This window comes from Salinispora sp. CH2A1_6 (assembly GCF_056820975.1).
Genome location: NZ_JBXEDG010000005.1, coordinates 70,105 through 95,510, shown reverse-complemented (window position 1 = coordinate 95,510; position 25,406 = coordinate 70,105). Strand labels below are relative to the sequence as shown.

The 25,406-nt window shown below is 71.0% G+C and carries 25 protein-coding genes, 3 tRNA genes and 1 pseudogene; 20 read left to right on the top strand and 9 right to left on the bottom strand.

The window, feature by feature from the left end; genetic code table 11:
- The first annotated feature begins 171 nt into the window (after positions 1 to 171).
- Complete coding sequence (cimA, locus tag AC1UKG_RS11660) at positions 172 to 1,797, top strand: citramalate synthase (RefSeq protein ID WP_018743048.1); 1,626 nt, start codon at positions 172 to 174, stop codon at positions 1,795 to 1,797.
- Here the strand turns inward: cimA and AC1UKG_RS11655 are convergent.
- Positions 1,766 to 2,707 (bottom strand): endonuclease/exonuclease/phosphatase family protein, encoded by a 942-nt coding sequence (locus AC1UKG_RS11655; protein ID WP_018743049.1) that lies wholly within the window; start codon positions 2,705 to 2,707, stop codon positions 1,766 to 1,768. The two genes, cimA and AC1UKG_RS11655, sit on opposite strands and share 32 nt — an antisense overlap.
- 211 nt (positions 2,708 to 2,918) lie before the next feature.
- Between AC1UKG_RS11655 and AC1UKG_RS11650 the strand changes: the two genes are divergently transcribed.
- The 5 genes from AC1UKG_RS11650 (at position 2,919) to arfB (ending at position 7,363) form a co-directional block, all read left to right on the top strand.
- A complete protein-coding gene (locus AC1UKG_RS11650; RefSeq protein WP_018743050.1) occupies positions 2,919 to 3,965 on the top strand; it encodes an AAA family ATPase in 1,047 nt (348 codons plus the stop codon).
- 26 nt (positions 3,966 to 3,991) lie between these two features.
- Complete coding sequence (locus AC1UKG_RS11645) at positions 3,992 to 4,978, top strand: DUF58 domain-containing protein (protein ID WP_018743051.1); 987 nt, start codon at positions 3,992 to 3,994, stop codon at positions 4,976 to 4,978.
- On the top strand, positions 4,975 to 5,934 hold the full coding sequence (locus tag AC1UKG_RS11640; RefSeq protein ID WP_018743052.1) for a VWA domain-containing protein: 960 nt from the start codon (positions 4,975 to 4,977) through the stop codon (positions 5,932 to 5,934). Before AC1UKG_RS11645 ends, AC1UKG_RS11640 begins: the two co-directional genes overlap by 4 nt.
- 50 nt (positions 5,935 to 5,984) lie before the next feature.
- The gene (locus tag AC1UKG_RS11635) at positions 5,985 to 6,848 is read left to right on the top strand and encodes a trypsin-like peptidase domain-containing protein (RefSeq protein WP_018743053.1); all 864 of its coding nucleotides are present in this window, start codon (positions 5,985 to 5,987) and stop codon (positions 6,846 to 6,848) included.
- 89 nt (positions 6,849 to 6,937) lie between these two features.
- The gene (gene arfB, locus AC1UKG_RS11630) at positions 6,938 to 7,363 is read left to right on the top strand and encodes an alternative ribosome rescue aminoacyl-tRNA hydrolase ArfB (RefSeq protein WP_018220777.1); all 426 of its coding nucleotides are present in this window, start codon (positions 6,938 to 6,940) and stop codon (positions 7,361 to 7,363) included.
- Positions 7,364 to 7,368: 5 nt separating this feature from the next.
- Here arfB and AC1UKG_RS11625 read toward each other — a convergent pair.
- Positions 7,369 to 7,883, bottom strand: a pseudogene (locus AC1UKG_RS11625) (alpha/beta hydrolase); the annotation flags it as partial.
- A 24-nt stretch (positions 7,884 to 7,907) separates the two neighbouring features.
- Positions 7,908 to 8,789, bottom strand: coding sequence for a 3-methyladenine DNA glycosylase (locus tag AC1UKG_RS11620; protein WP_482641749.1), 882 nt, complete (start codon positions 8,787 to 8,789; stop codon positions 7,908 to 7,910).
- Positions 8,790 to 8,980: 191 nt separating this feature from the next.
- On the opposite strand from AC1UKG_RS11620, the gene AC1UKG_RS11615 reads away from it, so the two are divergent.
- The 5 genes from AC1UKG_RS11615 (at position 8,981) to trpS (ending at position 12,742) form a co-directional block, all read left to right on the top strand.
- Complete coding sequence (locus AC1UKG_RS11615) at positions 8,981 to 9,565, top strand: TetR/AcrR family transcriptional regulator (protein WP_018743057.1); 585 nt, start codon at positions 8,981 to 8,983, stop codon at positions 9,563 to 9,565.
- A complete protein-coding gene (locus AC1UKG_RS11610; protein ID WP_018743058.1) occupies positions 9,562 to 10,728 on the top strand; it encodes an FAD-dependent monooxygenase in 1,167 nt (388 codons plus the stop codon). The genes AC1UKG_RS11615 and AC1UKG_RS11610 overlap by 4 nt, the downstream gene beginning before the upstream one ends.
- 91 nt (positions 10,729 to 10,819) lie before the next feature.
- Entirely contained in the window at positions 10,820 to 11,323 is a 504-nt protein-coding gene (locus tag AC1UKG_RS11605; RefSeq protein ID WP_033662606.1) for a hypothetical protein, read from the top strand.
- Between the two features lie 74 nt (positions 11,324 to 11,397).
- Positions 11,398 to 11,634, top strand: a complete 237-nt coding sequence (locus AC1UKG_RS11600) for a hypothetical protein (RefSeq protein WP_026325179.1) — start codon at positions 11,398 to 11,400, stop codon at positions 11,632 to 11,634.
- Positions 11,635 to 11,683: 49 nt separating this feature from the next.
- Positions 11,684 to 12,742, top strand: coding sequence for a tryptophan--tRNA ligase (gene trpS / locus AC1UKG_RS11595; RefSeq protein WP_482641748.1), 1,059 nt, complete (start codon positions 11,684 to 11,686; stop codon positions 12,740 to 12,742).
- Positions 12,743 to 12,746: 4 nt separating this feature from the next.
- On the opposite strand, the gene AC1UKG_RS11590 is transcribed toward trpS, so the two are convergent.
- Entirely contained in the window at positions 12,747 to 14,066 is a 1,320-nt protein-coding gene (locus AC1UKG_RS11590; RefSeq protein ID WP_026271201.1) for a hypothetical protein, read from the bottom strand.
- A 164-nt stretch (positions 14,067 to 14,230) separates the two neighbouring features.
- Between AC1UKG_RS11590 and AC1UKG_RS11585 the strand changes: the two genes are divergently transcribed.
- From AC1UKG_RS11585 to AC1UKG_RS11570, 4 genes are all read left to right on the top strand, one after another.
- Positions 14,231 to 15,034 (top strand): fumarylacetoacetate hydrolase family protein, encoded by an 804-nt coding sequence (locus AC1UKG_RS11585; RefSeq protein ID WP_080636036.1) that lies wholly within the window; start codon positions 14,231 to 14,233, stop codon positions 15,032 to 15,034.
- A 102-nt stretch (positions 15,035 to 15,136) separates the two neighbouring features.
- Positions 15,137 to 15,208 (top strand) — tRNA-Gln (locus AC1UKG_RS11580).
- A gap of 100 nt (positions 15,209 to 15,308) precedes the next feature.
- A tRNA-Glu gene (locus tag AC1UKG_RS11575) sits at positions 15,309 to 15,381 on the top strand.
- 237 nt (positions 15,382 to 15,618) lie between these two features.
- Positions 15,619 to 15,691, top strand: a tRNA-Glu gene (locus AC1UKG_RS11570).
- A 69-nt stretch (positions 15,692 to 15,760) separates the two neighbouring features.
- Here AC1UKG_RS11570 and AC1UKG_RS11565 read toward each other — a convergent pair.
- A complete protein-coding gene (locus AC1UKG_RS11565; RefSeq protein WP_018729874.1) occupies positions 15,761 to 16,447 on the bottom strand; it encodes an IclR family transcriptional regulator in 687 nt (228 codons plus the stop codon).
- Positions 16,448 to 16,496: 49 nt separating this feature from the next.
- On the opposite strand from AC1UKG_RS11565, the gene leuC reads away from it, so the two are divergent.
- The 3 genes from leuC to AC1UKG_RS11550 all read left to right on the top strand — a co-directional run bounded on the left by leuC (position 16,497) and on the right by AC1UKG_RS11550 (position 19,388).
- Complete coding sequence (gene leuC / locus AC1UKG_RS11560) at positions 16,497 to 17,942, top strand: 3-isopropylmalate dehydratase large subunit (protein WP_018743062.1); 1,446 nt, start codon at positions 16,497 to 16,499, stop codon at positions 17,940 to 17,942.
- A gap of 15 nt (positions 17,943 to 17,957) precedes the next feature.
- Positions 17,958 to 18,545, top strand: coding sequence for a 3-isopropylmalate dehydratase small subunit (gene leuD, locus AC1UKG_RS11555; protein ID WP_018743063.1), 588 nt, complete (start codon positions 17,958 to 17,960; stop codon positions 18,543 to 18,545).
- A 174-nt stretch (positions 18,546 to 18,719) separates the two neighbouring features.
- Positions 18,720 to 19,388 carry an HU family DNA-binding protein gene (locus AC1UKG_RS11550; RefSeq protein ID WP_482641747.1) on the top strand — a complete coding sequence of 223 codons (669 nt, stop codon included), beginning with the start codon at positions 18,720 to 18,722 and terminating at the stop codon, positions 19,386 to 19,388.
- A gap of 49 nt (positions 19,389 to 19,437) precedes the next feature.
- Here the strand turns inward: AC1UKG_RS11550 and AC1UKG_RS11545 are convergent, their stop codons facing one another.
- Genes AC1UKG_RS11545 through cofC form a run of 4 tightly spaced genes read right to left on the bottom strand, consistent with a single transcriptional unit; the run spans position 19,438 to position 23,545 of the window.
- Complete coding sequence (locus AC1UKG_RS11545) at positions 19,438 to 20,307, bottom strand: NUDIX hydrolase (protein ID WP_018743065.1); 870 nt, start codon at positions 20,305 to 20,307, stop codon at positions 19,438 to 19,440.
- A 4-nt stretch (positions 20,308 to 20,311) separates the two neighbouring features.
- Positions 20,312 to 22,645: an RNA degradosome polyphosphate kinase gene (locus AC1UKG_RS11540; RefSeq protein WP_475889247.1), complete on the bottom strand. Its 2,334-nt coding sequence runs from the start codon at positions 22,643 to 22,645 to the stop codon at positions 20,312 to 20,314.
- A 53-nt stretch (positions 22,646 to 22,698) separates the two neighbouring features.
- Entirely contained in the window at positions 22,699 to 22,896 is a 198-nt protein-coding gene (locus tag AC1UKG_RS11535; RefSeq protein ID WP_018740399.1) for a hypothetical protein, read from the bottom strand.
- Between the two features lie 10 nt (positions 22,897 to 22,906).
- The gene (cofC, locus tag AC1UKG_RS11530) at positions 22,907 to 23,545 is read right to left on the bottom strand and encodes a 2-phospho-L-lactate guanylyltransferase (RefSeq protein WP_018743067.1); all 639 of its coding nucleotides are present in this window, start codon (positions 23,543 to 23,545) and stop codon (positions 22,907 to 22,909) included.
- Positions 23,546 to 23,681: 136 nt separating this feature from the next.
- On the opposite strand from cofC, the gene AC1UKG_RS11525 reads away from it, so the two are divergent.
- Both AC1UKG_RS11525 and AC1UKG_RS11520 read left to right on the top strand, forming a co-directional pair.
- Positions 23,682 to 24,407, top strand: coding sequence for a lysophospholipid acyltransferase family protein (locus tag AC1UKG_RS11525; protein WP_018743068.1), 726 nt, complete (start codon positions 23,682 to 23,684; stop codon positions 24,405 to 24,407).
- Positions 24,404 to 25,402, top strand: coding sequence for an NAD(P)H-dependent glycerol-3-phosphate dehydrogenase (locus AC1UKG_RS11520; RefSeq protein WP_018743069.1), 999 nt, complete (start codon positions 24,404 to 24,406; stop codon positions 25,400 to 25,402). The genes AC1UKG_RS11525 and AC1UKG_RS11520 overlap by 4 nt, the downstream gene beginning before the upstream one ends.
- Positions 25,403 to 25,406: the final 4 nt, after the last annotated feature.

Sequence of the window (25,406 nt, the reverse complement as noted above, 5' to 3'; positions counted from 1 at the left end):
GTCCCGGAATGCGGATTCGGCCGGCCCGACGGGCCCACGGCTGGCAGAGTGAGGTTCGTGAACCGTACCGTCCGCATTATTGGCAACTAGCGCGCCGGCCTCCCGTCCGCCGAGCGCGCAGACCTCCCACGTTCGTGGGGGGTCTTTTTGTTGCCGCAGAGAGGATTCCTCATGACCTTCCAGGTCTACGACACGACCTTGCGCGACGGCGCCCAGCGCGAGGGGCTCAGCTATTCGGTGGCCGACAAACTCGCGGTGGCCCGGCTCCTCGACGAGTTCGGGGTGGGCTTCATCGAGGGCGGGTGGCCGGGCGCGGTACCGAAGGACACCGAGTTCTTCCGCCGGGCCCGTACCGAACTCGACCTGCGTCACGCGGTGCTGGTGGCGTTCGGCGCCACCCGGCGCGCCGGCCGGCAGGTTGACGACGACCCGCAGGTGCGCAACCTGCTCGCCGCCGAGACCCCCGCGGTCACGCTGGTCGCCAAGGCCGATCTGCGGCACGTGCAGCGGGCACTGCGTACCTCTGCCGACGAGAACCTGGCGATGGTCCACGACACCGTGACGCACCTGGTGGCGCAGGGGCGGCGGGTCTTCGTCGACGGGGAGCACTTCTTCGACGGCTACCGCGACGACCCCGGGTTCACCTCGTCGGTGGTGGAGGCCGCACTCGGCGCCGGCGCCGAGCGGTTCGTGCTCTGTGACACCAACGGTGGCATGCTCCCCTCCCAGGTCACCGCCGTGATCGTCGACCTCACCGCCCGGCTCGGGGTGGCGGCCGAGCAGCTCGGCATCCACACCCAGGACGACACCGCCTGCGCGGTCGCCAACACCATCGCCGCGGTGGAGGCGGGCGTGCGGCACGTGCAGGGCACCGCCAACGGGTACGGCGAGCGACCCGGCAACGCCGACCTCTTCGCCGTGGTGGCGAACCTGCAACTCAAGCTCGGTCTGCCGGTCCTACCCGAGGGCTGTCTGGAGCAGATGGTGCGGGTGTCCCGCGGCATCGCCGAACTCGCCACCATCGTCCCCGACGACCATCAGGCGTACGTCGGGGCGGCGGCCTTCGCCCACAAGGCGGGGCTGCACGCGAGTGCGATCAAGGTGGATCCGTTGTTCTACAACCACGTGGACCCGCAGCTGGTGGGGAACGGGATGCGCATCCTCGTCACCGAGATGGCCGGCCGGGCCAGCATCGAACTCAAGAGCCGGGAGTTGGGCCTCGAGCTGGCCGACCACCCGGAGACGCTGGACCGGGTCGCCAAGCGGGTCAAGGAACTGGAGGCCGAGGGCTGGTCGTTCGAGGCCGCCGACGCCTCGTTCGAGCTGCTGGTCCGCTCCGAGCTGCCGGACGCGGCGCCGCCCCGACCATTCACGCTTGAGTCCTACCGGATTCTGGTCGAGCACCGTGAGGACGGCGCGGTGGTCTCCGAGGCGACCGTCAAGGTCCGGGTACGCGGCGAGCGGGTGATCGCCACCGCGGAGGGCAACGGCCCGGTCAACGCGCTCGACGAGGCGCTGCGCACTGGTCTGGTCACGCACTACCCCGAGCTGCGCGACTTTGAGTTGGCCGACTACAAGGTGGGGATTCTGGCGGGCAGTCACGGCACCGGGGCGGTGACCCGGGTGCTGGTGGAGACGTCGGACCGTGCCGGTCGGGACTGGACCACGGTGGGCGTGCACCCCAACGTGGTGGAGGCGAGCTGGGACGCGCTGGTCGACTCCCTGACCTACGGGCTGGACCAGGCCCGGGGCGGACGGTCCGGGTTCAACCGGCCGGCGGGAGACGAAGGTCGGTGAAGACCGCGCGGTGGTCGCTGCCCGGGATCCCGTACACCGTGGTGGACCGGACCGCGATCCGCCGGTCCACCAGTACGTGGTCGATGGTGACCGGTGGAATCAGGTCCCCGTCGTACGGCCCCCACGTGCCGGTGAGCCCGGTCCCGGCAGCGTCCGCCGCGTCCACGTACCCGGTGTCCAGCAGGGCGCGCAGCGGGGCGTGGTCGAGGGTGGCGTTGAAGTCCCCGGCGAGGATGCGGAGCTGTCCGTCCGGGGTGGCGGGGGGCTGGGCGGCGAGGTCCCGGCGCCAGTTTCCGACCTGGTCGAGCGCGTACGGGGCGGAGGGGTGCACCGACTCGACCTGGACCGGCGGTGCCGCCGGGACGAGGACGGTTCCGTAGGCCTGGCGGAAGCCCCAGCCGTTGCTGCTGTGCCGGACGCCGCCCGCGCGGATCGGGTAGCGCGCGTACAGCCCGGAGCCGGGGGTCCCCTCAATGGGGTGTAGTTCCCGGTATGGCAGGAGCTGGTCGAGCCCGAGGCGGTCCAACTCGGCCGCGATCGTCGGGGTGAACTCCTGCACGGCCAAGACCTCCACCGAGTGCCGTCGGACGAGGTCAACCAGCGCCTCGGCGTCGGCGGAGCCGGCCAGCAGGTTGGCGGTCAGTAGCCGTACCGGCGGGCCGGTGACGGCTGGCGGGGTGGACGGGAACGTCCGCGGTGCCACCACGGCGACCAGCGCCACGGTCGTCACCGCCGCCACCACCGCCGGCCGCCAGCGGCGCAACGCGAGGAGCAGGATCAGGGGCAGCAGGCTGGCCGCGGCGGCGTACGGGGTGAAGGCCAGTAGCTGGACGAGGGGCCCGTGGTCGAGGCCGAGCAGGCGGACGGCCGCCCAGGCGACACCCGGTGTTACGGCCAGCCAACTGGCCACGGTCAAAGCTGTCGGCCGCCGAAAGGGGGTACCTGTTTCCGCCACGACCGCAGCCTAGGGCACGCCGGCCCGCCCAACCCGGCGCCGAAGCTGCCGAAGGCCTTCAGCGTTCCATTGGTTTTTGTCCAGTATCGAGGGGAATCGTCGCTAGTGGGATATCCAGTGCGGTAAGTCCGACGTTTGCTGACGGTTGGCGCGGGAAGCAAGCACCGTGACGGACATCTCGGACACCCTGGCCCCCGAGCCCAGCTCGGTCGATCCCGACACAGCTGGCACCGAGCTACGACAGACTCTCGCCGAGGTCCGGCGCGTGATCGTTGGGCAGGACCAGCTCGTGGAACGCCTACTCACCGCGCTCGTCGCCGACGGACACTGCCTCCTGGAAGGGGTACCCGGCGTCGCGAAAACACTTGCCGCGCAGACCCTCGCCACCGTCGTCGGCGGCAGCTTCTCCCGCATTCAGTTCACTCCCGACCTGGTTCCCTCCGACATCGTCGGCACCCGCGTCTACCGGGCATCCCGGGAGACGTTCGATGTCGAGCTGGGTCCGGTCATGGCCAACCTGGTCCTCGCCGACGAGATCAATCGCGCTCCGGCGAAGGTGCAGTCCGCGCTGCTGGAGGCGATGGCCGAACGCCAGGTCTCGATCGGCGGGCGGAGCTGGGAGGTCCCGGCGCCGTTTCTGGTGTTGGCCACCCAGAACCCGATCGAGTCCGAGGGGGTGTACCAGCTGCCGGAGGCGCAGCGAGACCGGTTCCTGATGAAGGTGACGGTGGACTACCCGAGCGACGCCGACGAACTCGCCATCCTCTACCGGATGAGCAGCGACCGGCCGACGCCCCAGCCGGTACTCGACCCGCAACGGCTGCTCGACCTCCAGGCCCGGGCGAGCCGGGTCTTCGTGCACCACGCGCTTGCCGAGTACGTGGTCCGGCTGATCCTGGCCACCCGGGACCCGGTCCGGTTCGGCCTGCCCGACGTCGCCCCGCTGCTCGCCTACGGGGCGAGTCCCCGCGCCACCCTTGGCCTGGTCGCCGCCGCCCGAGCCCAGGCCCTGCTGCGCGGCCGGGAGTACGTGCTGCCCGAAGACGTCCGCGAGTTGGCGCCCGATGTGCTCGCCCACCGGCTGGTCCTCTCCTTCGACGCGGTCGCCGACGGGGTGTCGGCCGAGTCGGTCATCCGGCGGCTGGTCAACGCGGTACCGCCGCCTCGGGTCGCCGGGGTGACCGAGGCCGCGCCCCACCTGGCGGCGGCGTGAGGTGGCGCGGGCGGCCCGCTGGCCCGGTGCCGCCGGACCCCGGCCTGGCCGACCTGGCCGGGGACCGGCGGCTCCGCCGGCTCGAGCTGGCGGTGACCCGGCGGCTCGACGGCCTGCTGCACGGCCAGTACCAGGGACTGCTCCCCGGGCCGGGCAGCGAACCGGCCGGCAGTCGGGAGTACCGGCCCGGTGAGGACGAGGTCCGCCGGATGGACTGGGCGGTGACCGCGCGGACCACCGTGCCGCACGTGCGTCAGCTCGACGCCGACCGGGAACTCACCACCTGGCTCCTGGTAGACGCCAGCGTCAGCATGGAGTACGGCACGGCCGAGTTGGACAAGCGGGAACTCGCGGTAGCCGCCGTCGCGGCGGTGGGCTTCCTCACCGCCGGGGTGGGTAACCGGCTCGGCGCGTCGGTGCTCACCCCGACCGGGCTCCGCCGCCACGCCCCCGGCAGCGGCCGTACCCATCTCTTCGGGCTGCTTCGCACGTTGTTGGCTGCTCCCCGGCACGGCGGGTACGACCAGGACACCGCGCCGCTCGCGCCCCCCGACCTGGCCACCGCGCTGGACGGTGTCCGCCGGGTAGCCACCCGGCGCGGGCTCGTGGTGGTGATCTCGGACTTCCTGGACGGCCTGCCCGAATCGCCCGGGCAGCCCGCTCCCTGGGAACAGCTCCTGCGGCGGCTCGCCGTTCGGCACCAGGTGCTCGCGGTGGAGGTGACCGACCCGCGGGAGTGGGAGCTGCCCGACGTTGGCCTGGTCACCCTGGTTGACCCGGAGAGCGGCCGGCGGCGTGAGATCTGGACCGGCGACCCTCGGCTGCGCCAGCGGTACGCCGCGGCGGCCGCCGCCCAGCGCGATCAGGTACGCCAGGCGCTCCGCCGGTGCGGTGCGGCGCACCTGCCGCTACGGACCGACCGGGACTGGGTCGCCGACATCGTGCGGCACGTGCACCAACAACGCCGGCTGGCGACCGTCCCGGTCCCGGCCGGGAGGGGAGGTCGCGGGTGATCTGGCTCTCGCCGACCCGGCTGTGGCTGCTGCTCGCCGTGCTCGGACTGGCCGCCGGCTACGCCCTGCTACAGCGCCGCCGAAGCCGGTACGCGGTGCGGTTCACGAACCTGCGGCTGTTGGACCGGGTGGCACCACAGCGACCGGCCTGGCGCCGGCACGTGCCAGCCGGGCTCTTCCTGGCGATGCTGGCGTTGCTGGTGGTCGGCTTCGCTCGGCCCACCGCCGAGGTGCGGGTTCCCCGGGAACGGGCGACCGTGATGGTGGCGGTGGATGTCTCCACCTCCATGCTCGCCGGGGACGTGGAGCCGGACCGGCTCACCGCCGCCAAGGAGTCGGCCCGTCGCTTCGTGGACGGTCTCCCCGACGAGTTCAACGTGGGTCTGGTCGCCTTCGCTGGCAGCGCCGCTGTCCTGGTGCCGCCCGACACCGACCGGGAGGCGCTGGACGAGGGGATCGATCGGCTGGTCGAGGGGGCGACGGGGGTGCAGGGCACCGCGATCGGAGAAGCGATCAACACCTCGCTCGGAGCGGTGAAGGCGCTGGACGGTGAGGCGGCGACGGACCCGCCGCCGGCTCGAGTCGTGCTGCTCTCCGACGGGGCCAACACCTCCGGGATGGACCCGATGGAGGCGGCGGCCGACGCGGTGGAGATGGAGGTGCCCGTGCACACCATCGCCTTCGGCACCGCCTCCGGCTATGTGGACCGGGGCGGTCGGCCGATCCAGGTACCGGTGGACGGGCAGACCCTCGACGCCGTCGCCCGGGAGACCGGCGGACAGTTCCACGAGGCGGTCAGCGTCGAGGAGTTGCGCGCGGTATACGACGACATCGGCAGTTCGGTGGGGTACCGCACCAAGCGACAGGACGTCTCAGCCCGGTTCATCGGGCTCAGCCTGGTCTTCGCGCTGGGAGCGGCGGCCGGCTCAATGCGTTGGTTCTCCCGCCTGCCCTGAGCCCGCGGGTGGCTGGGTGCAGGTGGCCGATCGACACGAGGAGCGTACGTATGGCAGTGCAGAGCGGGCTGGGCGAACCGCGTGGCCCCTGGTTCATCTCGCCCGAGCTGGGCCCGGACGGGCGGCCGCGGCCAGGCGAGTCCGGATTGGCCCGGGCGGGCGGGGTGCGTCGCTGGCAGCACCGACTGCTGCTCGGGTTGGCGCTGGTGGCCATCTCCAGTGTCTCCGGCGCCGCGGCCGGTGGTTTGGTGGCGAGCCAGGACGGGCCGCCCGGGGCAGCTTCCGCCTCGGCTGCGCCGGTGCCGGCGGAGCTGGTGACCGCCGCCGAGCAGACCGTCCCGGGGGTGGTCTCGGTGCTGGCCGCTGGCGCCGATGGCGCCTCCGCGACCGGCTCCGGTTTCGCGGTTGACGACCAGCAGCACATCATCACCAACGATCACATCCTGGCGAAGGGGGGAAGCGGTTCGGTGACGGTGGAGTTGCCGGACGGGCGACGGTTCGCCGCCGAGGTGGCGGGCCGGGAGCCCCGCAGTGACCTCGCGGTGCTGCGGATACCGTCGTCCGCGGGGCTGACGGCGTTGCCGCTGGCCAAGCCGGGGACGACCCGGGTCGGTGAGCCGGTGCTGGCAGTGGGCTCGCCCCTCGGCCTCGCCGGCACGGTGACCGCCGGCATCGTGAGCGCCGTGGACCGGCAGGTGCGCCTCGGCGACAACCGGCACACGGCGGTGCAGACCGATGCCTCGATCAACCCGGGGAACTCCGGCGGGCCGCTGGTGAACGCGCGCGGTGAGGTGGTCGGAGTGAACACGGCGATCGCCACGATCGACGGCAACGGCTCGATCGGGATCGGTTTCGCCATCCCCATCGATCAGGTTCAGCAGACCGCCGACACGATCATCGGTAAGGGGGGCTGAGGTCTGCGGGGCCGGCCCGGAACGACTCCGCCTGCCCCGGGTACCCGCCTGCCCGGTGCGCCCCGGGGCCCAGGCGCTAGCCTCGGAGCGTGGACAGTGGGCTGCGGGTGCACGATCGGTGGGTAGTGCCTGAGGCCGAGCTGCGGGAACGCTTCTCCCGGTCGTCCGGGCCCGGTGGTCAGGGGGTCAACACGACCGACTCGCGGGTGGAGCTGAGCTTCGATCTGGCCGCCTCACCGGGGCTACCGGAGCCGCTGCGCGCCCGGGCCCTCGACCGCCTCGCCGGGCGACTCGTCAACGGCGTCCTCACCGTGACCGCCAGCGAGCACCGCGCCCAACTCGCCAACCGGGAGGCCGCCCGGGAACGGATGGCCGCGCTGCTCCGCGCGGCGATCGCACCGCCGCCGAAGCGTCGTCGCCCGACCCGGCCCTCCCGCGCCGCCAAGGAGCGGCGCCTGGCCGAGAAGAAGCGGCGGTCCCAGCGCAAGCGGGACCGCCGCGTCGACGGCGACTGATCGGATCAGTCTGATCGGCCAGCGGGTGGCAATGATTCGGCGGCGCCGGTCACCGGCGCCGTCAGGTGCCGGGTGAAGAACCGGACCGCGCTGTCCAACTCGTGTGCGGGGAGCCGGTCACCGTGCCGGCCCGGATTGGCATGCAGGGTCTTCTCGGCGGAGCCGAACGCGTCGAAGAGGGCCACACTCTGCTCGCGAGACACCAGCTCGTCGTCCCACTGGACCAGAAACTCGATCGGTACGGTGATCTGTGCGGCGGCTTCGCGGAGCGCCGGGGCCGTGGCTCCACCCAGGCCGAGGACCGCCGCGCGGACCCGGGGCTCGGCGGCGACGAACGGCACGCCGAGCCCGCAGCCCAGCGAGATGCCCCAGTAGCCGACGGGTCCGCATTCGAGTGGTCCAGCACGGCCTGCCACTCCCCGACGGTCTGGTTGGCGACCCGGGCATGGAAGGCGGTGAGCAGTGGGGCCAGCTCTGCCCCGGACTCGGCGCGGGTCCGGATCTCGGTGGCCATGCGCTGGCGGTTAAGTTAGGACATCTGTCACTACGTGTCGCACCGGTCAATCGCGTCCAGTAGCCGGGTGCGCAGCCGGGCGGCCCGTTCGGCGAAACCCCGCTGGGCGGCCGCGTACTCCACCCGCCCCGGTGGCGTCTCGACCTCGACCGGGGGGTAGCCCAGGGCAGCCAGGTCGTACGGCGAGGCGCGCATGTCGAGGGTGCGGATCTGTCCCGCCAGCGCGAAGCACTCCGCCACCAACTCGGACGGCACCAGCGGGGAGAGTTTGTACGCCCACTTGTAGAGATCCATGTTGGCGTGCAGACAGCCGGGCTGCTCCAGGTCGTGCTGGCTGTCCCGGGTCGGCTGGAGGAGGTTCAGCGGCCGGGCCGGCGCGGTGAAGAAGCGGTACGCGTCGAAGTGGCTGCACCGCACTCCCCGCTCCTCGACGACCGTGGCGACCTGCGCCGGGCTCATCCGCAGTGGCCAGGCGTTGTGCCGGACCTCGTCCTGGGTCTGCCGGTAGACCATCGCCCACTCGTGCATGCCGAAGCAGCCGAACTGCGCCGGTCGGCCGGCCGTGGCCGCCAACAGGGTCCGGATCCAGGTGATCGAATCGGCCCGTCGGGCGCGTACCGCCGGGGTGTCGAGGGTGGCACCGGCGGCGCTGGCGCGGTAGTCCGGCCCGAAGTCGGCCGGGTCCGCGTCGCGCAGCACCACCCCCGCGCCGGGATGCCAGCGGCGGAGCCGGGCCGGTCGGTACGAGTAGTAGGTGAAGAGGAAGTCCTGCACCGGATGCTTCTCGCCCCGGCGGCGGCGGGCCAGGTGGGGGGCCAGCCACCCGTCGATCCGTTCCTGGTGCGCCCGGCGTCGGGCCTGCCAGGTCGCCGGGTCGAGCACGGTGCCGGTTGCGGGGAGGGCGGCTGTCACCTGCCCAGGGTACGACCGTCCCCGCTGTTGGGCCCGGGTGTGTCTCCCGCGGTGCGGCCGCACTGCACGCTGCTGCTACCGGGCCGGGCTGCGCTTACGAAGCCGGATGCTGGGGCGGCGAGGTTGCTGCTGCCGCGCGCCACGGATAGTGTTTGGTCAAACGTCCAAGGCGATCGCCCAAGGGGGTCATCGTGGGTGAGACCAACATCGAACGGGGCCGGAACGCGCGAGCACGCCTGTTGGCGGCCGCCCGGGAGCTGATCGGCGAGCTCGGTTGGAACGCCGTCAGTACCCGGACGCTGGCCGAGCGGGCTGGCGTCCGTTCCGGGCTGGTGCACTACCACTTCGACTCGCTCCAGGCGCTGCTGCGTCACGCCGCTCTGGCTGAGGTCCGGCGGATGCTCGACGACACCAGGGCGCTCCTTGCCGGGACCGCGAGCCCGAGCGACGGCATCGAGCGGATGCTGCTCGACCTCGACCAGTACAACGGTGCTGATTCGGCCTCGCTGCTGTTCGTCGAGACCTACCTCGCCGCCACCCGCGACCCCGAACTGCGCCAGGGGATGAGTGCCCTGGTCGCCGATTTTCGTAGCTCGCTGTCCGAAGAGCTCACCCGCTGCGGACACCCCAGGCCGCGCGCCGCCGCGAGCATGGTATTGGCGCTCTTCGACGGTTTCGTCCTGCACAAGGGCCTCGACCCGGGCCTGTCCGCGGAGCATGTCGCTCCGCTTCTGCGCCGAATCACCAACACCGAAGAGAATGGAGAACAGCGATGAAAGCCCTCATCTGCGGTGCCGGTATCGCCGGGCTGGCCCTCGCCCACCGGCTGCACCACCACGGTGGGGAGGTTCAGATCGTCGACCATGCTCCGGGGCCGCGCGAACAGGGTTATATGATCGACTTCTTTGGCCCGGGGCACGAGGCGCTGACGGCGATGGGTCTGCGGCCGAACCTTCGACGGGTCGCCAGTTCGGTCGAATCCTTCCGCTACATCGACTCCCGTGGCCGGACGACTGTCCGCGTCGACCACACGTTCTTCGCCCGGGCTCTGGACGGCAAATACGCCAGCATCATGCGGCCTGCCCTCGAACGCATGCTCCGTGAATCGCTCAACGACCAGGTCGACATCCGCTATGGCGTCACGATCGACCGGATCAGCGGTGACCGGGCAGAGCTCTCCGACGGCACTGCTGTCGAGGCGGACGTGATCGTGGGCGCCGACGGCATCCACTCCCACGTCCGCTCGCTCGTCTTCGGCCCCGAGCGCAACTGTCTTCGTTACCTCGGCATGCACACTGCGGCGTACGTCTTCGAGGACCCCGTGGTGTTCGCACAGGTTCGGGGCCAGTTCGTGATCACCGAGACCCTCAACCGTCAGCTGGGCCTCTACGGGCTCGATGACGGGCGGGTCGCGGTGTTCACCGTGCACCGTACGGACGACGCCCGTCTACCCGAGGACCCGCGTGCGACGCTCCGTCGTACCTACACCGGCATGGGCGACCTGGTGGAGCGGGCCGTAGCCAACTGTCCTCCGCCGGATGCGGTCTACTACGACCAGGTCGCCCAGGTCGACGCCGCGCGTTGGGTCGATGGGCGGGTCGCGCTGGTCGGTGACGCCGCGTACGCGGTGTCCCTGGTCGCCGGGCAGGGTGCCTCACTGGGGATCGCCGGGGCGTACCTGCTGGCCGAACGGCTGCATGCCGCCGGGTCTGTCCAGGAGGGACTGGCCGACTACGAGCGTCGCTGGCGGCCGGTCATCCGCACCACGCAGCAGGCGGCCCGAGATCGGGTCACCGAGTGGTTCCTGCCGACGTCGTCGGTCAAGCTGCTGGCTCGGCGCTGGGGATTCCGGGCGATGCGCGTGCCGGGCCTCGATCGACTTTTGGCCGGCAGGCTGTTCCCGAAAGATCACCGGAACATTGCCGAACTCGCGAGGTAGGAACTGCGGGTTCCGAAGTGAGGCGGATATCGGTCCTCCGGGTGCCAACCTTCTATGCTCGGTCGGTGGTGCGGAACGAGGGGGAACGAAAATGGTAGCGCCAGCAGACTACGTGGAAATAATTCGGCAACGGCTGGTGGTCGACGGGTGTGCGGTGACTGATGAGCGCCTGGGTGCTGACTCCGTGATGGTGGGCTACCGGGCTCAGTTTCGGGCCTTGACCCGGATTCACTTTTTCACGGTCGTCACGAGGAGGGGGCAGGTTGTCGAGGGAGATCTGCGGTCCTTCGTCAACAACGCGGTAGGGCTGGGACTGGAACGAAAAGGCCGCTGGCTCGGTGTGCAGACAGGCGTCATTGTGCTGCCTGTGCTCGTGACCGAGGCGGCGGATCCCGCCGCGACAGCGCTGACCCAGAAGGCATACCGGCTCAAGCGGTCCGGCTTCGCGGTCATGACCCAGCCCACCATCGTGGACGTCAAGGCGGGCAGGGTCTGGACCTTCCGGGGTACCCGGATCTGGGGTTTCGTCTACAACTCGTTGATCCAAAAGAAATACGAGGCGTACCTGCCGGAGCCGTCGGCCGCGGCCAACTGACGACTTCGAGGGTCGATGGAAGTCACCCTCACGATAGATCGAATTTGATCATGGAAGACGTCTACGGTGGTTCCGTGGCACGTCCCCGCACGCCGACGACAAGACCCGATGCGGGTCGGGGCGAGGCGAAGGCGTGCCGATCGCGGTCTGGGAGGTCGGAGGCGACCTTCCTCCGGACAGATCTCGGGGACCGTTATGACCAGATCCTCGCTCTGCTGCGTGCCCGCGGGCTGCGGTTCCGTGCCGGCTCGCGATGGCGGGAGGCGACGAAGACCCAGGTCCATCGCATCGGCGAGGCGACCGTCGCCTGACTGGCGAGACGCCTCGACGATCCGTCACTCCCGCGAAAGGCCCATCGTCATGACCGCTGCACGGATGCTCACCGGAGACCGCCCCACCGGAAAACTGCACCTCGGCCACTACGTCGGCAGCATCGCCAACCGAGTGCAGCTGCACCGGCGCTACGAGAGCTTCTTCATCATCGCCGATCTGCACATGCTGACCACCAAGAACACCCGGGACGACATCGCGCGGGCCACCCAGAACGCCCGGGACATGGTCCTCGACTCCCTCGCCGCCGGGATCGACCCCGACCTCGCCACGTTCTACCTCCAGTCGGCGATCCAGGAGGTCGGAGACCTCAACACTCTCTTCCAGAACCTGGTCAGCGTGCCGCGCCTGGAACGAGTGCCCTCCCTCAAGGAGATGGCCCGTGACGCCGGGAAGGACGAGATGCCGTACGGCCTGCTCGGCTACCCGGTGCTGCAGGCCGCCGACATCCTTTGCGTCAAGGCGAACGTGGTGCCCGTCGGCAAGGACAACGCCGCGCACGTCGAGGTCACCAGGGAGATCGCCCGCCGCTTCAACCATCTCTACGGCGAGGTCTTCCCCGTCCCCGACCTGGTCAGCGCCGAGACGCCCACCCTGGTCGGCACCGACGGCCGGGCCAAGATGAGCAAGAGCCGCGGCAACGCCATCGCCCTCTCCGACGAGCCGGCCGAGGTTCGCCGCAAGGTCATGGGCATGTATACCGACCCGAACCGGGTACGCGCGGACGTGCCGGGCACGGTCGAGGGGAACCCGGTGTTCCAGTACCACGACGTTTTCAATCCGAACCGGGCGGAGGTCGATGACCTCAAGGGCCGGTATCGCGGAGGCACGGTCGGCGATGTCGAGGTCAAGGAGAAGCTGGCGACCGCGTTGAACGCCTTCCTCGACCCCATGCGCGAGCGGCGCGCCCGCTACGAGGCGGACCGGGGTCGAGTCGACGAACTGATCGTGGAGGGCACGGAACGCGCCCGGCAGGCGGTGCAGCAGACCGTCTTCGAGGCGCGCAAGGCGATGGGCCTCACCGGCGTCTACACCCAGCTGCGCCGTAAGGCCGAGCGGTCCCGTAAACCCGCGGCCACGGTCGCGTAGCAGGTCAGGGCACGTCCACCCGAACTCCGGCGGAGAACACCCCACTGCGTAGCTCGAGTTGGGTCGGCGGCTGCTGGCCGTGCACGCTGAAGATCAGCGGGAGGACCATTCGGCTGCCGGCGGCCAGTGGCTTGGCGAACACGTCCCGGCCCTGGTTCGCCCGGCGGGTCGCCTGCTCGTCGGTACCGACGAAATTGCCGTTGGCGAGGTACGCCCGCTGGAGGGGGCCGTACCAGGTCTGCTGTTCCGGGGTGCGGTTCTGGACCCCGACCGTCGCCGCGCAGGTGTGCCTCGTCGAGGTTGGTTGGCAGCTGATCCGGTAGACGGTGAACTCGAACGCCGCCTCGCGGAGCGGCTCCCCGATCGCCCCGGCGGCTCCGGTGCCGAGCCAGGCGCCGCTGGTGGGATGGGAGTCGGTGTCGACGGCAGTAGCCTTCCGGGTGGCCGTCCAGGTCGCCGCGCCCACGGTGGAAGCCAGCAACACCGCGGCGACCGGGACGAGCAGCCAGGTCGAGGGCCGGCGGCGGCGCGCCGGAGTGGTCGGTGCCGCCGGTCGCGGATAGACGGTCCCGCGTCCCCTTTGGTGTGGCGGTGGGAGCTGGGTTCGGTGTCGCCGTCGCTGCCAGGCCCACCAGCCGCCGACAGCGAACGCGGCGAGTCCACCGAGGCCGGTGAGGAGGGCCGCCGGCCGCTGCCACACCGGTGGTTCCGGTTCGGCCGCCGCCGGCGTTGAGGCGGACTGCCAGGTCGCGGTCGCACAGTCGTACGGGCGCTCGCCGCCAGCGGCGAACGCGCAGGCGGGCGCGGTCAGGGGCGTATCCGGTGGCGCGGAGAGCTTGGTGTTGAGCGTGGTGGTGCTCCGGGCGGGCAGCCGCAGGTCCCAGGTGACCTCTGTTCCGGCGGTGCCGCCGTGGTGGCTGGGTCGGCCGCCGTCGGTGATCGAGGTCGCCGAGGTGCCCGGCGGAAGCTCCTGCCGGACGGTGGTGGTGATCGGCCGGTCTCCGTCGTTGCGGATCTGGATCCGGTAGCTCGGCGCGGCGGTATTCTCCGATGCGACCTCTACGGTGACCGGCGGTTTCGGTGGTGGGGCCGCGGCCTGGGTAGGGCTCGGCAGCGCCGGCGGCGCAGACGGTCGGCCCGGCTCCGCGGAGGCCTCGGCGGACGGCTGGCCGGCGGGCGCCGTGGCTGCCGCGGGTGGGGCCGGCGGTCGGGTGGCCGGCGGCTGTGCGGCGGCCGGGCCGGGTAGAGCCGGCACGGCGGCGAGGATGCCGAGGCAGTAGACGAACACTGCGAGGGCCCCGTGGTGTCGTGTCGATGCAGGCATACGAACGAACCTCCGGAGCCGACGTTAGGGCGGTGTCACGCCGGGCGGTAGGAAGTGGCGAAGCCGGCCCCGGTCGGGTGGTGATGGCGTAGGCTGCGCGGCGCGCCACGCGGCATCCGACCTGCGGCTGCACCCCCGCACCTGGCCGGGGATAGATTGGCCCGGTGCGTATCGCTCGTTTCGCTCATACCAAGGGAATGTCGTTCGGAGTCGTCGAGGGGGAGCCGGAGGCGGGTCCGCAGGGGCTGACCGTCGCTGAGGTCGAGGGCCATCCGTTCGGACGGATCACCTTCTCCGGTGCCCGGTGGGCTCTCTCCGATGTCCGTCTGCTCTCGCCGATCCTGCCGAGCAAGGTTGTCTGCGTCGGCCGTAACTACGCCGAGCACGCGGCGGAGCACGGCGCCGAGGTGCCCCAGGAGCCGTTGCTCTTTCTCAAGCCGTCCACCTCGGTGATCGGGCCGCGGGACGCGATCCGGCTGCCGGCGCTGTCGAAGCAGGTCGAGCATGAGGCCGAGTTGGCCGTGGTGATTGGGGCGCCCGGAGCCCGGCGGGCCGACCGGGCCGCCGCTGCCCGTGCGGTCTTCGGCTACACCTGCGCCAACGATGTCACGGCGCGGGACCTGCAGCGGGCGGACGGGCAGTGGACCCGGGCCAAGGGCTTCGACTCGTTCTGCCCGATCGGTCCCTGGATCACCACCGGTCTCGACGTCGCCGACCTGGAAATCCGGTGTGAGGTGGGTCGCGATCCGGAGGAGATGGAGGTCCGCCAGCTGGGCCGGACCCGGGACATGGTCTTCGACGTGCCGGCCCTGGTGTCGTACGTCTCACATGTGATGACGTTGCTTCCCGGTGACGTGATCCTGACCGGCACACCGGCCGGGGTTAGTCCGCTCGTGGATGGGGATACGGTCACCGTGCGGATCGAGGGGGTCGGTGAGCTGACCAACCCGGTGCTGCCCGCCAGCTGATCCGATGCGAGGTTTCCGCTGCTCAAGGGCGTTCTGTCGGGGGCGATTTGGCCCCACGGCGGGAGGAGGGTAATGTTTGTGCCCGGCGCTGCGAGGCGCCGATGGGGTATGGGGTAATTGGCAGCCCGACTGATTCTGGTTCAGTTAGTCTAGGTTCGAGTCCTGGTACCCCAGCGCTGTCTCGGCTCGGTTGAGTCGTGACCGCTGGATTCCAGCGGAGGTTCCGCCTCCGGTGGAATGCTTCCCACCCGTTGGGTGGGAAGCATGAGGTTCTGGCCCCGTCGTCTAGCGGCCCAGGACGCCGCCCTCTCAAGGCGGTAGCGCCGGTTCGAATCCGGTCGGGGCTACAGAAGCGGTGTGAGCCCGTCCCGTTGTCGGGGCGGGCTTTTCCGTTCTCCGGACCGGGTCCCCCGTTCACTCCCGGACGGGGTGTGCCCCCAGACCGGGTCAGCCCCGCATCGGGGTGGTGACCGCCGTCGGTGGGCTGCCCGCCCGAGGTGACTGCCCCCGGCGAGAGTGGTTCGGCCGGTGCCGGTAGACTATCTTCGTACCGCTCAGCTGAGTGGTCGTTGGGGAAATTTCCTGGCCCCGTCGTCTAGCGGCCCAGGACGCCGCCCTCTCAAGGCGGTAGCGCCGGTTCGAATCCGGTCGGGGCTACTCATCTCCAACAGGCCCGTCTCGCCCTGGCGAGACGGGCCTGTTGGGTTCGGTCACCAGGGCGGTGGGCTACAGGCCGGAGAGCCGCTGGCCGGCTCGGACGACCGCCATCGCATGACGTTCGCCGGGACGGCGGCCGAGCCGTTCGATGGGACCGCTGACGCTGACGGCGGCGATGACCCGTCCGGTGCGATCCCGGATCGGAGCGGAGACGCTCGCCACCCCCGCTTCCCGTTCCGCCACGCTCTGCGCCCAGCCGCGGCGCCGGACCTCGGCGAGCGCTCGGCCGGTGAACTTCGAGCGCGGCAGGAGCGGCATGACCGCCTCCGGTGGCTCCCAGGCCAGCAGGATCTGCGCCGCGGAGCCGGCGATCATGGGTAGCACCGAGCCGACCGGCACGGTGTCCCGTAGGCCGCTGGCCCGCTCGGCGGCGGCTACGCAGACCCGCTCGTCGGCCCGGCGCAGGTAGAGCTGCGCGCTCTCCCCGGTGGCGTCCCGGAGCGCGCAGAGCAGGGGCTCGGCCGCGGTCAGCAGCACGTCGGGCGCGGCGTTGGCCAGCTCCCCCAGGCGAGGACCGGGGCGCCACCGTCCCTGTGTGTCGCGTACCAGCATTCGGTGGATCTCCAATGCCTGGGCCAACCGGTGTGCTGTTGCCCGGGGCAGCTTCGTGCGTTCAACGAGTTCGGCCAGGCTGGCGCCGTCCACGCAGGCGGCCAGGATGACCACCGCCTTGTCGAGAACGCCGACACCGCTCATACTGTGTCCCACAAACCGAAACCTACCTCCCAGAATTTAGGATGTCCAGATGGTGGGAGTCACTCCTGAGCCGAGGACCCTGGCCGAGAAGGTCTGGGCCTCGCACGTCGTCCGATCCGCCGAGGGCGAGCCCGACCTGCTCTTCATCGACCTGCACCTGCTCCACGAGGTGACCAGCCCGCAAGCCTTCGACGGGCTGCGCCTCGCCGGCCGCCAAGTCCGGCGCACTGACCTGACGATCGCGACCGAGGATCACAACACCCCCACCGGGTACGCCGACCCGTCGTACCGGTTCCGGCGCGGTGACCTGTTGACGATCGCCGACGCCACCTCTCGGACGCAGATCGAGACGCTGCGCCGCAACTGTGCCGAGTTCGGTGTGCGGCTGCATCCGTTGGGTGATCAGAATCAGGGGATCGTCCACGTCATCGGCCCGCAGCTGGGCCTGACCCAACCCGGGATGACGATCGTCTGCGGTGACTCGCACACCGCCACCCACGGCGCCTTCGGCGCGTTGGCCTTCGGTATCGGCACCAGCGAGGTCGAGCACGTGCTCGCCACCCAGACGCTGCCGCAGGCCCGACCGAAGACGATGGCGGTGAACGTCGTCGGTGAACTCGGGCCGGGTGTTACCGCGAAGGACCTGGTGCTCGCACTGATCGCCCAGGTCGGTACGGGCGGTGGCCGCGGGCATGTCGTGGAGTACCGGGGCGAGGCGATCCGGAAGCTGTCCATGGAGGGGCGGATGACCGTCGCCAACATGTCGATCGAGTGGGGTGCCAAGGCCGGGTTGATCGCCCCGGACGAGACGACGTTCGACTACCTCAGGGGGCGGCCGAACGCCCCCTCCGGCGCTGACTGGGAGGCGGCGGTCGCGTACTGGCGGACGCTACCCACCGACGCGGGCGCGACGTTTGACTCCGAGGTAACCCTGGATGCGAGCCGAGTCACGCCGTTCGTGACCTGGGGCACCAACCCGGGACAGGGCGCGTCGCTGGACGCGCGGGTGCCGAATCCGGAGGAGTTCGCCACCGAGCCGGAGCGGGCCGCCGCTCGTCGAGCCCTGGAGTACATGGACCTCGCTGTGGGCACTCCGCTGCGGGACCTCACCGTTGACGTGGTCTTCGTCGGCTCCTGCACCAACGGCCGGATTGAGGACCTGCGGGTGGCTGCCGACGTGCTGCGCGGGCGCCGGGTGGCCCCGGGTGTGCGGATGCTCGTCGTACCGGGCTCCGCCGCGGTACGGGCGGGTGCCGAGGCGGAAGGGCTGGACAAGGTCTTCACCGAGGCAGGTGCTGAGTGGCGCTTCGCGGGCTGCTCGATGTGTCTGGGGATGAACCCGGACACGCTCCGCCCGGGCCAGCGCGCCGCCTCCACCTCGAACCGTAACTTCGAGGGCCGCCAGGGCCGGGGTGGACGTACCCACCTGGTCTCCCCGCCGGTCGCCGCCGCCACCGCGGTGGCGGGCCGGCTGGCGGCTCCCGCCGATCTGTAGCAAGGGATACCGCTGATGGAGAAGTTCACCATCCACACCGGCACTGCCGTGCCACTGCGTTTCTCTAATGTGGATACCGATCAGATTATCCCCGCCGTGCACCTGAAGCGGGTAACGCGAACGGGTTTCGCGGATGCGTTGTTCAGTGCCTGGCGGGAGGATCAGGCGTTCGTCCTCAACAATGAATCATATTCTGGTGCCTCGATTCTCGTTGCTGGCCCCGAGTTCGGCACCGGCTCTTCCCGCGAACATGCCGTCTGGGCCTTGCGGGACTGGGGGTTCCGGGCCGTGCTGTCCCCGCGCTTCGGGGACATCTTCCGGGGTAACGCGCTCAAGGGAGGGCTGCTGCCGGTTGAGTTGGAATTGGACGTGGTCGAAGAGATCTGGGGTCGCGTCGAGGCTGATCCCAGCACGCCGATCACCGTCGACCTCGCTGCCCGCCAGGTCCAGGTCGCGGATGCGACCTGGGCGTTCCCGCTGGACGAGTTCAGCCGCTGGCGGCTGATGGAGGGCTTGGACGACATTGGACTCACGCTTCGGCACGAACCCCTGATCGGTGCCTTCGAGGCAGCGCGGCGGCCGTTCCTACCGACCATCACATAGCTGCCCGTCCCGCCCCGCGAGGGAAAAGTCGCCCCCACCGGCGTCGCTGGTGGGGGCGAATCTGTTGCGACACAAGGGCCTTTTTCTGTCGAATGTTTGTGTAGCGCCAGCGCAGGGCATAACGTGCGCGCAGAATGGCTCGCGTCGAGTCAGTTGCACAATCGGGAGGAAGTCGTGAACAAGGCCGAGCTTATCGAGACGCTCGCCGTTCGCCTGGGGGACCGGAAGACGGCGACGGCCGCGCTCGACGCGGTCCTCACTGAGGTCCAGGCGGCGGTTACCAAGGGTGAGAAGGTATCGATCACCGGCTTCGGAGCGTTCGAGAAGCGTGTCCGGGGAGCCCGAACAGCGCGCAATCCACGGACCGGCGAGGCGGTGAAGGTCAAGAAGACCTCCGTCCCGACGTTCCGCCCGGGTACCGGGTTCAAGGAGATGGTGGCCAGCGGCAAGGTGCCGAAGGCCACAGCGGCGAAGAAGAGCACCGCCGCCAAGGCGGCCGGGGCCAGGACCACTGGTGCCGCGGCCAAGAAGACCACCGCGGCGAAGGCCACCGCCGCCAAGAAGACGACCGCCGCGAAGGCCACCGTGGCCAAGAAGACCACCGCGGCGAAGAAGACGACCGCGGCCAAGGCCACCGGGGCGAAGAAGACCGCGGCGAAGAAGACCACCGCGGCCAAGGCCGCTCCGGCGAAGCGCACCACCGCGACGAAGGCCACCACGGCGCGGAAGTCCGCGACGAAGAAGGCGGTGCCGGCCACGAAGGCCACGGCGGCCCGGAAGAGTGCGGCGGCCACGAAGGCCACCGCGCGGAAGGCACCGGCGAAGCGGGCGACCACGCGCTGATCCGGCACCGTCGGGGGCGGCCACCAGCACGGTGGGCGCCCCCGACGCGCTACAGGGGGTCGGGGGCGAGGAGAGTCGCGCCGGAGAAGGCGAGCAGCCAGCCGCCCCCGGGCTGGGTGGTGAAGTCCGCACGGCGGCCGGAGAGGCGCTCCAGCGCCCCCGAAACCATCGAGCCCTGGCAACACACCACGGCCGGCGTACCGGCCGTGCCGAAGGCGGCCAGGCAGGCGGCAGCGGCCAACGCGCACTCGTCCTGGCGCTGGCCCGCCCGCGGCGCGTCCAGATCTCTGGTGACCGCAATGGGCAGGTCCAAGAAATCCGCCACCGGGCTGAGGGTCTGGACGCAGCGCCGGGCCGACGCGGCGAGCAGGTGTACCGGCGCAACCACGGCCACCAGCGGCACCAGCCGTCGTGCCTGGGCCCAGCCGGCGACAGAGAGCGGTCGGCCGCTCCGGGACCCGGCCCAACTGCTCCACCCACCCGCGTCCGCGTGCCGCACCAGCATGACCGTCGCGGTCACCGGTGGCAGGGCCGCGAACGCGCGGACCACCGCCGCGTCGTGCGGGTGACTGACCAACCGCACCGCCCTGTCCACCGCGAGCCAGCGCACCTCGTCAACCTCGGTGTCGGGCGGAAATCCATTGGTCGCGACCGCCCGCATCGACCAGTAGTCGACCACCTTCGGCCGGTTCTGACTGCGGTAGCGCACGCTCGGCAGCCGGGCCTGCGGCACCGCCCGCACGCCGGTCTCCTCGGCGACCTCCCGGAGGGCGGCGCGGAGCGGGTGCTCGCCCGGCTCGAGCTTTCCCTTCGGCAGCGACCAGTCGCCGTAGCGGGGGCGGTGCACCAGGCAGACCTCGACACCGCCCTTGCCGGGCCGCCAGAGGACACCGCCGGCTGACCGGATCCCGCTCGCCATCTGGTCAGCGTACGGCTGTGCCGCCAACTCGGCGTAGCAGCAACTCCTGCAGGTGCGCCCGAGGGTCGTCCCCGGTGCCGGAGCGCCGGTGCCAGCTGCCCTCCGCGTCCAGCTCGAACGCCTCCACGTCGGCGCTGAACGCGGCGATCAGCACGTGATCCAGCTCCGCTCGGGCTACCGGGTCGGTGACCCGTACCAGCGCTTCGACCCGCCGGTCCAGGTTGCGGTGCATCAGGTCGGCCGAGCCCATCCAGAACTCGGCGTCACCGTCGTTGCCGAACCGGAAGATCCGCGAATGCTCCAGGAACCGGCCGAGGACCGAGCGGACCCGGATGTTCTCCGACAGGCCCGCGACCCCGGGACGGAGCGTGCACATCCCCCGAATCAGCAGGTCCACGTGGACGCCGGCCCGGGAGGCCCGGTAGAGCGCATCGGTGATCTCCTCGTCAACCAGCGAGTTCACCTTGAACTGGACCAGCCCCGACCGGCCGAGCCGGACATTCGAGATCTCCCGCTCGATCCGCTCGATCAGGCCGCTGCGGATTCCCTGCGGCGCCACGAGTAGTTGCCGGTACGCCGTCTGCCGGCTGTAGCCGGTCAGCACGTTGAACAGGTCGGTCAGGTCGGCACCGATCTCCGGATCGGCGGTGAGGAGGCCGAAGTCCTCGTAGAGCCGGGCGGTCTTGGGGTGGTAGTTGCCGGTGCCGATATGGCAGTAGCGGCGGATCTGACTGCCTTCCTGCCGGACCACCAACGCCGTCTTGCAGTGCGTCTTGAGCCCCACCAGGCCGTAGACGACGTGGCACCCGGCGCGTTCGAGCGTCCGCGCCCAGCCGATGTTGGCGATCTCGTCGAACCGGGCCTTCAACTCGACCAGCACCACCACCTGCTTGCCAGCCTCCGCCGCGTCTACCAGGGCGTCCACGATGGGGGAGTCGCCGCTGGTGCGGTAGAGGGTCTGCTTGATGGCCAGCACGTTCGGGTCCGCGGCGGCCTGCTCGATGAAGCGCTGCACGCTGGTGGCGAAGGAGCGGTACGGGTGGTGCACCAGCACGTCACCGTCGCGCAGGGTGGCGAAGACGCTGCGCGGCACCTCGCCCTCGGCGAGCCGCGGGTGGGTGGCCGGCACGAACGGCGGATCCTTCAGGTCCGGCCGATCCGCCTCGCCGTAGAGCTGCCAGAGTGCCGACAGGTCGAGTAGGCCATTGACCCGCTGGACGTCCTGGGGGTCCATGTCCAGTTCGCGGACGAGGAGCTCCAGCATGTGTTCGGAGATTGAGGCGGCCACCTCCAGCCGAACCGACGGGCCGAATCGACGGCGGGCGAGTTCCCGTTCGAGGGCCTGCAGCAGGTCCTCGTCCCGGTCCTCGTCGACCTCCACCTCGGCGTTGCGGGTCACCCGGAAGAGGTGGCACTCCACCACCCGCATCCCGGAGAAGAGCTGACCCAGGTGCACCGAGATCAGATCCTCCACCGGCAGTACCTGAACGCCGGGCTGGTCACGGTGGACGCGGACGAACCGGGGCACGTTGTTGGGCACCTTGACCCGGGCGAACAGCTCCGATCCGCTGTCCGGGGCGCAGACGGAGACCGCCAGGTTGAGGGAGCGCCCGGAGATGTACGGGAACGGGTGCGCCGGGTCGACCGCGAGGGGGGTGAGCACGGGGAAGATGTGCTCACCGAAGTAGGTGCGCAACCGGGTGTGCTCGGCGTCGGTCAGGTCACCCCAGCGGAGGATGCGCAGACCCGCGGCGGCCAGCTTCGGCAGGAGGTCGTCGACGAAGCAGGCGGCCTGCCGGGAAACCAGGGTGGCGGTCTTCTCCGCGATCAGCTCCAGCTGGGTGCGCAGCGGCATCCGGTCGCCACCGCGGACCGGCAGCCCGGCGGAGAGCCGTCGCTTCAGCCCGGCGACCCGCACCATGTAGAACTCGTCGAGGTTGCTGGCGAAGATGGCGAGAAACTTCGCCCGTTCCAGCAGCGGGGTGCGGGGGTCCTCGGCGAGTGCGAGGACGCGGGCGTTGAAGTCCAGCCAGGAGAGCTCCCGGTTGAGGAACCGGTCGTCCGGCAGCGGTTGCGTGGCGGGCGGTTCGTCGGGCGGCGCCGGCTGGTCCGGCACCGGGTCGAGCACCTCCGCCAAGCCAGCCGCGTCGTCGGCTGGGTTAACGCTGGTCGGGTCGGTCGGGTCGACGCTGGTCGGGTCGGCCGGGGAGTCGGCGGTGTCGGTGCCCCGGGCGGACAGGAAGCGACCGTTGGCCCCGCGGGGGCGGGAGCCGTTGTGGGGTGGAACCGCCGGTCGTCCGGCGACGGAGTCAGCGGGGTGCTCGCCAGGGGTGCTCACCCGCCCATCTTGACCGGAGCCCGGTTAACGCCAGATGAACTTGGCCGGGTTGCTCAGCTCATCGTCGGCAACGTCACGCGAATCACCGTTCCCGCCCCGTCGGTCTCCACCCGCAGCCGTTGGCCGAGGCGGAGCAGCCGTAGGCCGGAGGCGTCGAAGGCCGGAGCCGGAAACGCCAGTTCGGTGCCGTCGTCGAGGAGGAGCACGCCGCTGCGGGTCGTCGCGTCATAGGTGGCCACCGTGCCCTGCATGACCGGCACGCTACACCGACCGGCTGCCGGTGGGGGTGGCCGCCGCGCCACACAGCGATGCGGTGCGCGTCCCCAGCCCGAGTTGGGTGGCCGCGGCCAGATCGGCGGCGGTGTCGACATCCCGACGCAGGCTCGGCCAGTCACCGAGCAGGGGGAGCGCACCACTGGCCGCGTGGGCGGCCGCGGAGCTGCCACCGAAGCGGGGATCCAGGGGCACGCCGGGCGGCGCGGCCAGCAGCACGGTGCCGGTGCCGGGGGCATCGGGGACAAACCGGCGGGTCGAGGGACCGGACCGCGCCGCCGACAGGGCGGCCGCCAGCTCGACCGGGCGTAGCGCGGGCAGGTCCGCGGTGAGGCCCGCCACCCAGCCGGCCCCGGCGACGGACGCGCCGTACCGGAAGGCGGGGTTGAGTCCCGCGGCGGGGCGGTCCGGCACCACCCGCGCACCGATCGCCGCCGTCACGGCCGGGTCGTCCGTTACCACCAGCACCTCGGCAACCACCGGACAGGCCCGCACCGCCTCGACCGTGTCGACCGCCAACGCCAGCGCCAACGCCGCGTGGGGCTGGCCGGGCAGCGCGCCGCGGAGCCGGCTCTTCGCCGCGTCCAGCCGCTTCACCGGCACCACTACGGTCCACACCTGGGTCACCCCGCCATCCTGCCAGCCCGGTGCCGGTACCCTCACTGGCCGGACCCGGGGGGAGCAGGCATGATTTCACCTCGCGGGCGTTGAACCGGGTGGGGCGTACCGGCGGGCCGGTCGGTGGCGGTAGAAGGAGGCGCGGGTGGCGCGGCGCAGGATCGGGTTCTGGCCACGGTTCGCCGTGGTGCTGGTCAAGTCCGTGATGACGATCTGGACACGGCGGAGTTGGCGGGGCATGGAACACCTCCGTCGTTCCGGCGGGGTGATCATCGTGCCGAACCACATCTCGCACGCCGATCCGCTGGTCGCCGCGCACTTCGTTTACGATTCCGGGCGTTGGCCGCGGTTTCTCGGCAAGGCCAGCTTGTTCCGCATTCCGCTGGTCGGCCTGATCCTGCGCCGCTGCTGGCAGATCCCGGTCGAGCGCGGCACCGCGGCCGCGGTCCAGTCGTTGGACCGCCTGGTCGAGGTGGTGAACAGCGGCGGTGCGGTGGTGATCTACCCGGAGGGGACCACGACCCGGGAACCCGAGCTGTGGCCGATGAAGGCCAAGACCGGTGCCGCGCGGCTCGCCCTGGCCACTGGCGCCCCGGTAATTCCGGTGGCGATGTGGGGGCCCGAGCGGATGTTCGATCCCCGGACCTCCCGGCTGAACCCGCGTCCCCGAATTCCGGTGACCGTCGTCGCCGGGCCCCCGGTCGACCTGGACCGGTGGGCCGGCGTCCCTCCGACGAAGGCGGTGCTTGAGGAGATGACCGAGGTCATCATGCTGCGTCTGCGCGATCTGCTGGCCGAGATCCGGCAGGCCGAGCCGCCGGCGCTCTGGGAACGCCCCCGCCGCACCGAACGCCCGGGAGCGGCGGCGTGAGCGGGCACGTGGCCGTGTTGGGGGCCGGGTCCTGGGGGACGGCCTTCGCCAAGATCCTCGGGGACGCGGGCCGGGAGGTCCGGCTCTGGGCCCGGCGACAGTCGGTCGTGGCGGCCCTGCAGGCCGAGCGGAGCAATCCGGAGTACCTGCCGGGCCTGGTCCTGCCGGAGCGGGTGACGGCCACCGCTGACGCCGGGGAGGCGATCACGGGTGCCGAGCTGGTGGTGCTGGCGGTCCCGTCGCAGACCCTGCGGGGCAATCTCGCCGAGTGGCTCCCGTACCTGCATCGCGACGCCACGCTGGTCTCCCTGATGAAGGGGATCGAACTCGGCACCACCAAGCGGATGAGCGAGGTGGTCATGGAGACCGCCCGCGTCCCCGCCGACCGGGTGGTCGTGGTCTCCGGGCCGAACCTGGCCCCCGAGATCGTCGCCGAGCAGCCCGCCGCCACCGTGGTCGCCTGCCCCGACGTTGACCGGGCCACCCTCGTGCAGCGGTCGATCACCACCCCGTACTTCCGCCCATACACCAACGACGACGTGATCGGCTGTGAACTGGGGGGCGCGGTCAAGAACGTCATCGCCCTGGCGTACGGCATCGCCACCGCGATGGGCTTCGGCCACAACACCCGGGCGATGCTGGTCACCCGCGGGCTGGCCGAGACCGCCCGGCTCGGGGTGGCGCTCGGCGCCGACCCGCTCACCTTCGCCGGCCTCGCCGGCATGGGGGATCTGGTGGCGTCCTGCTCCTCCCCGTCGGCCCGCAACCGTACCTTCGGCGAGCACCTCGGCCGGGGGGCGACCCTGGAGGAGGCCCGGATCGCCACCCGGCAGACCGCCGAGGGGGTCAAGAGCGCGCTGGCCGTCCGGGATCTGGCCCGGGCACACGAGATCGAGATGCCGATCACCGAGCAGGTCGAGCTGGTCTGCCACGAGGGCGGGGACCCGCGGCGTGCGGTCGCGGCGCTGATGAGCCGTACGACGAAGCCGGAGTGAGGCG

Coding starts and splice junctions, on each gene's coding strand:
- AC1UKG_RS11605 (WP_033662606.1), top strand. CDS start 10,820: ATGGTAGCGCCAGCAGACTACGTGGAAATAATTCGGCAACGGCTGGTG.
- AC1UKG_RS11565 (WP_018729874.1), bottom strand. CDS start 16,447: ATGAGCGGTGTCGGCGTTCTCGACAAGGCGGTGGTCATCCTGGCCGCC.
- AC1UKG_RS11545 (WP_018743065.1), bottom strand. CDS start 20,307: ATGGCGAGCGGGATCCGGTCAGCCGGCGGTGTCCTCTGGCGGCCCGGC.
- AC1UKG_RS11635 (WP_018743053.1), top strand. CDS start 5,985: ATGGCAGTGCAGAGCGGGCTGGGCGAACCGCGTGGCCCCTGGTTCATC.
- leuC (WP_018743062.1), top strand. CDS start 16,497: ATGGTGGGAGTCACTCCTGAGCCGAGGACCCTGGCCGAGAAGGTCTGG.
- AC1UKG_RS11535 (WP_018740399.1), bottom strand. CDS start 22,896: ATGCAGGGCACGGTGGCCACCTATGACGCGACGACCCGCAGCGGCGTG.
- leuD (WP_018743063.1), top strand. CDS start 17,958: ATGGAGAAGTTCACCATCCACACCGGCACTGCCGTGCCACTGCGTTTC.
- cimA (WP_018743048.1), top strand. CDS start 172: ATGACCTTCCAGGTCTACGACACGACCTTGCGCGACGGCGCCCAGCGC.
- trpS (WP_482641748.1), top strand. CDS start 11,684: ATGACCGCTGCACGGATGCTCACCGGAGACCGCCCCACCGGAAAACTG.
- AC1UKG_RS11610 (WP_018743058.1), top strand. CDS start 9,562: ATGAAAGCCCTCATCTGCGGTGCCGGTATCGCCGGGCTGGCCCTCGCC.
- AC1UKG_RS11590 (WP_026271201.1), bottom strand. CDS start 14,066: ATGCCTGCATCGACACGACACCACGGGGCCCTCGCAGTGTTCGTCTAC.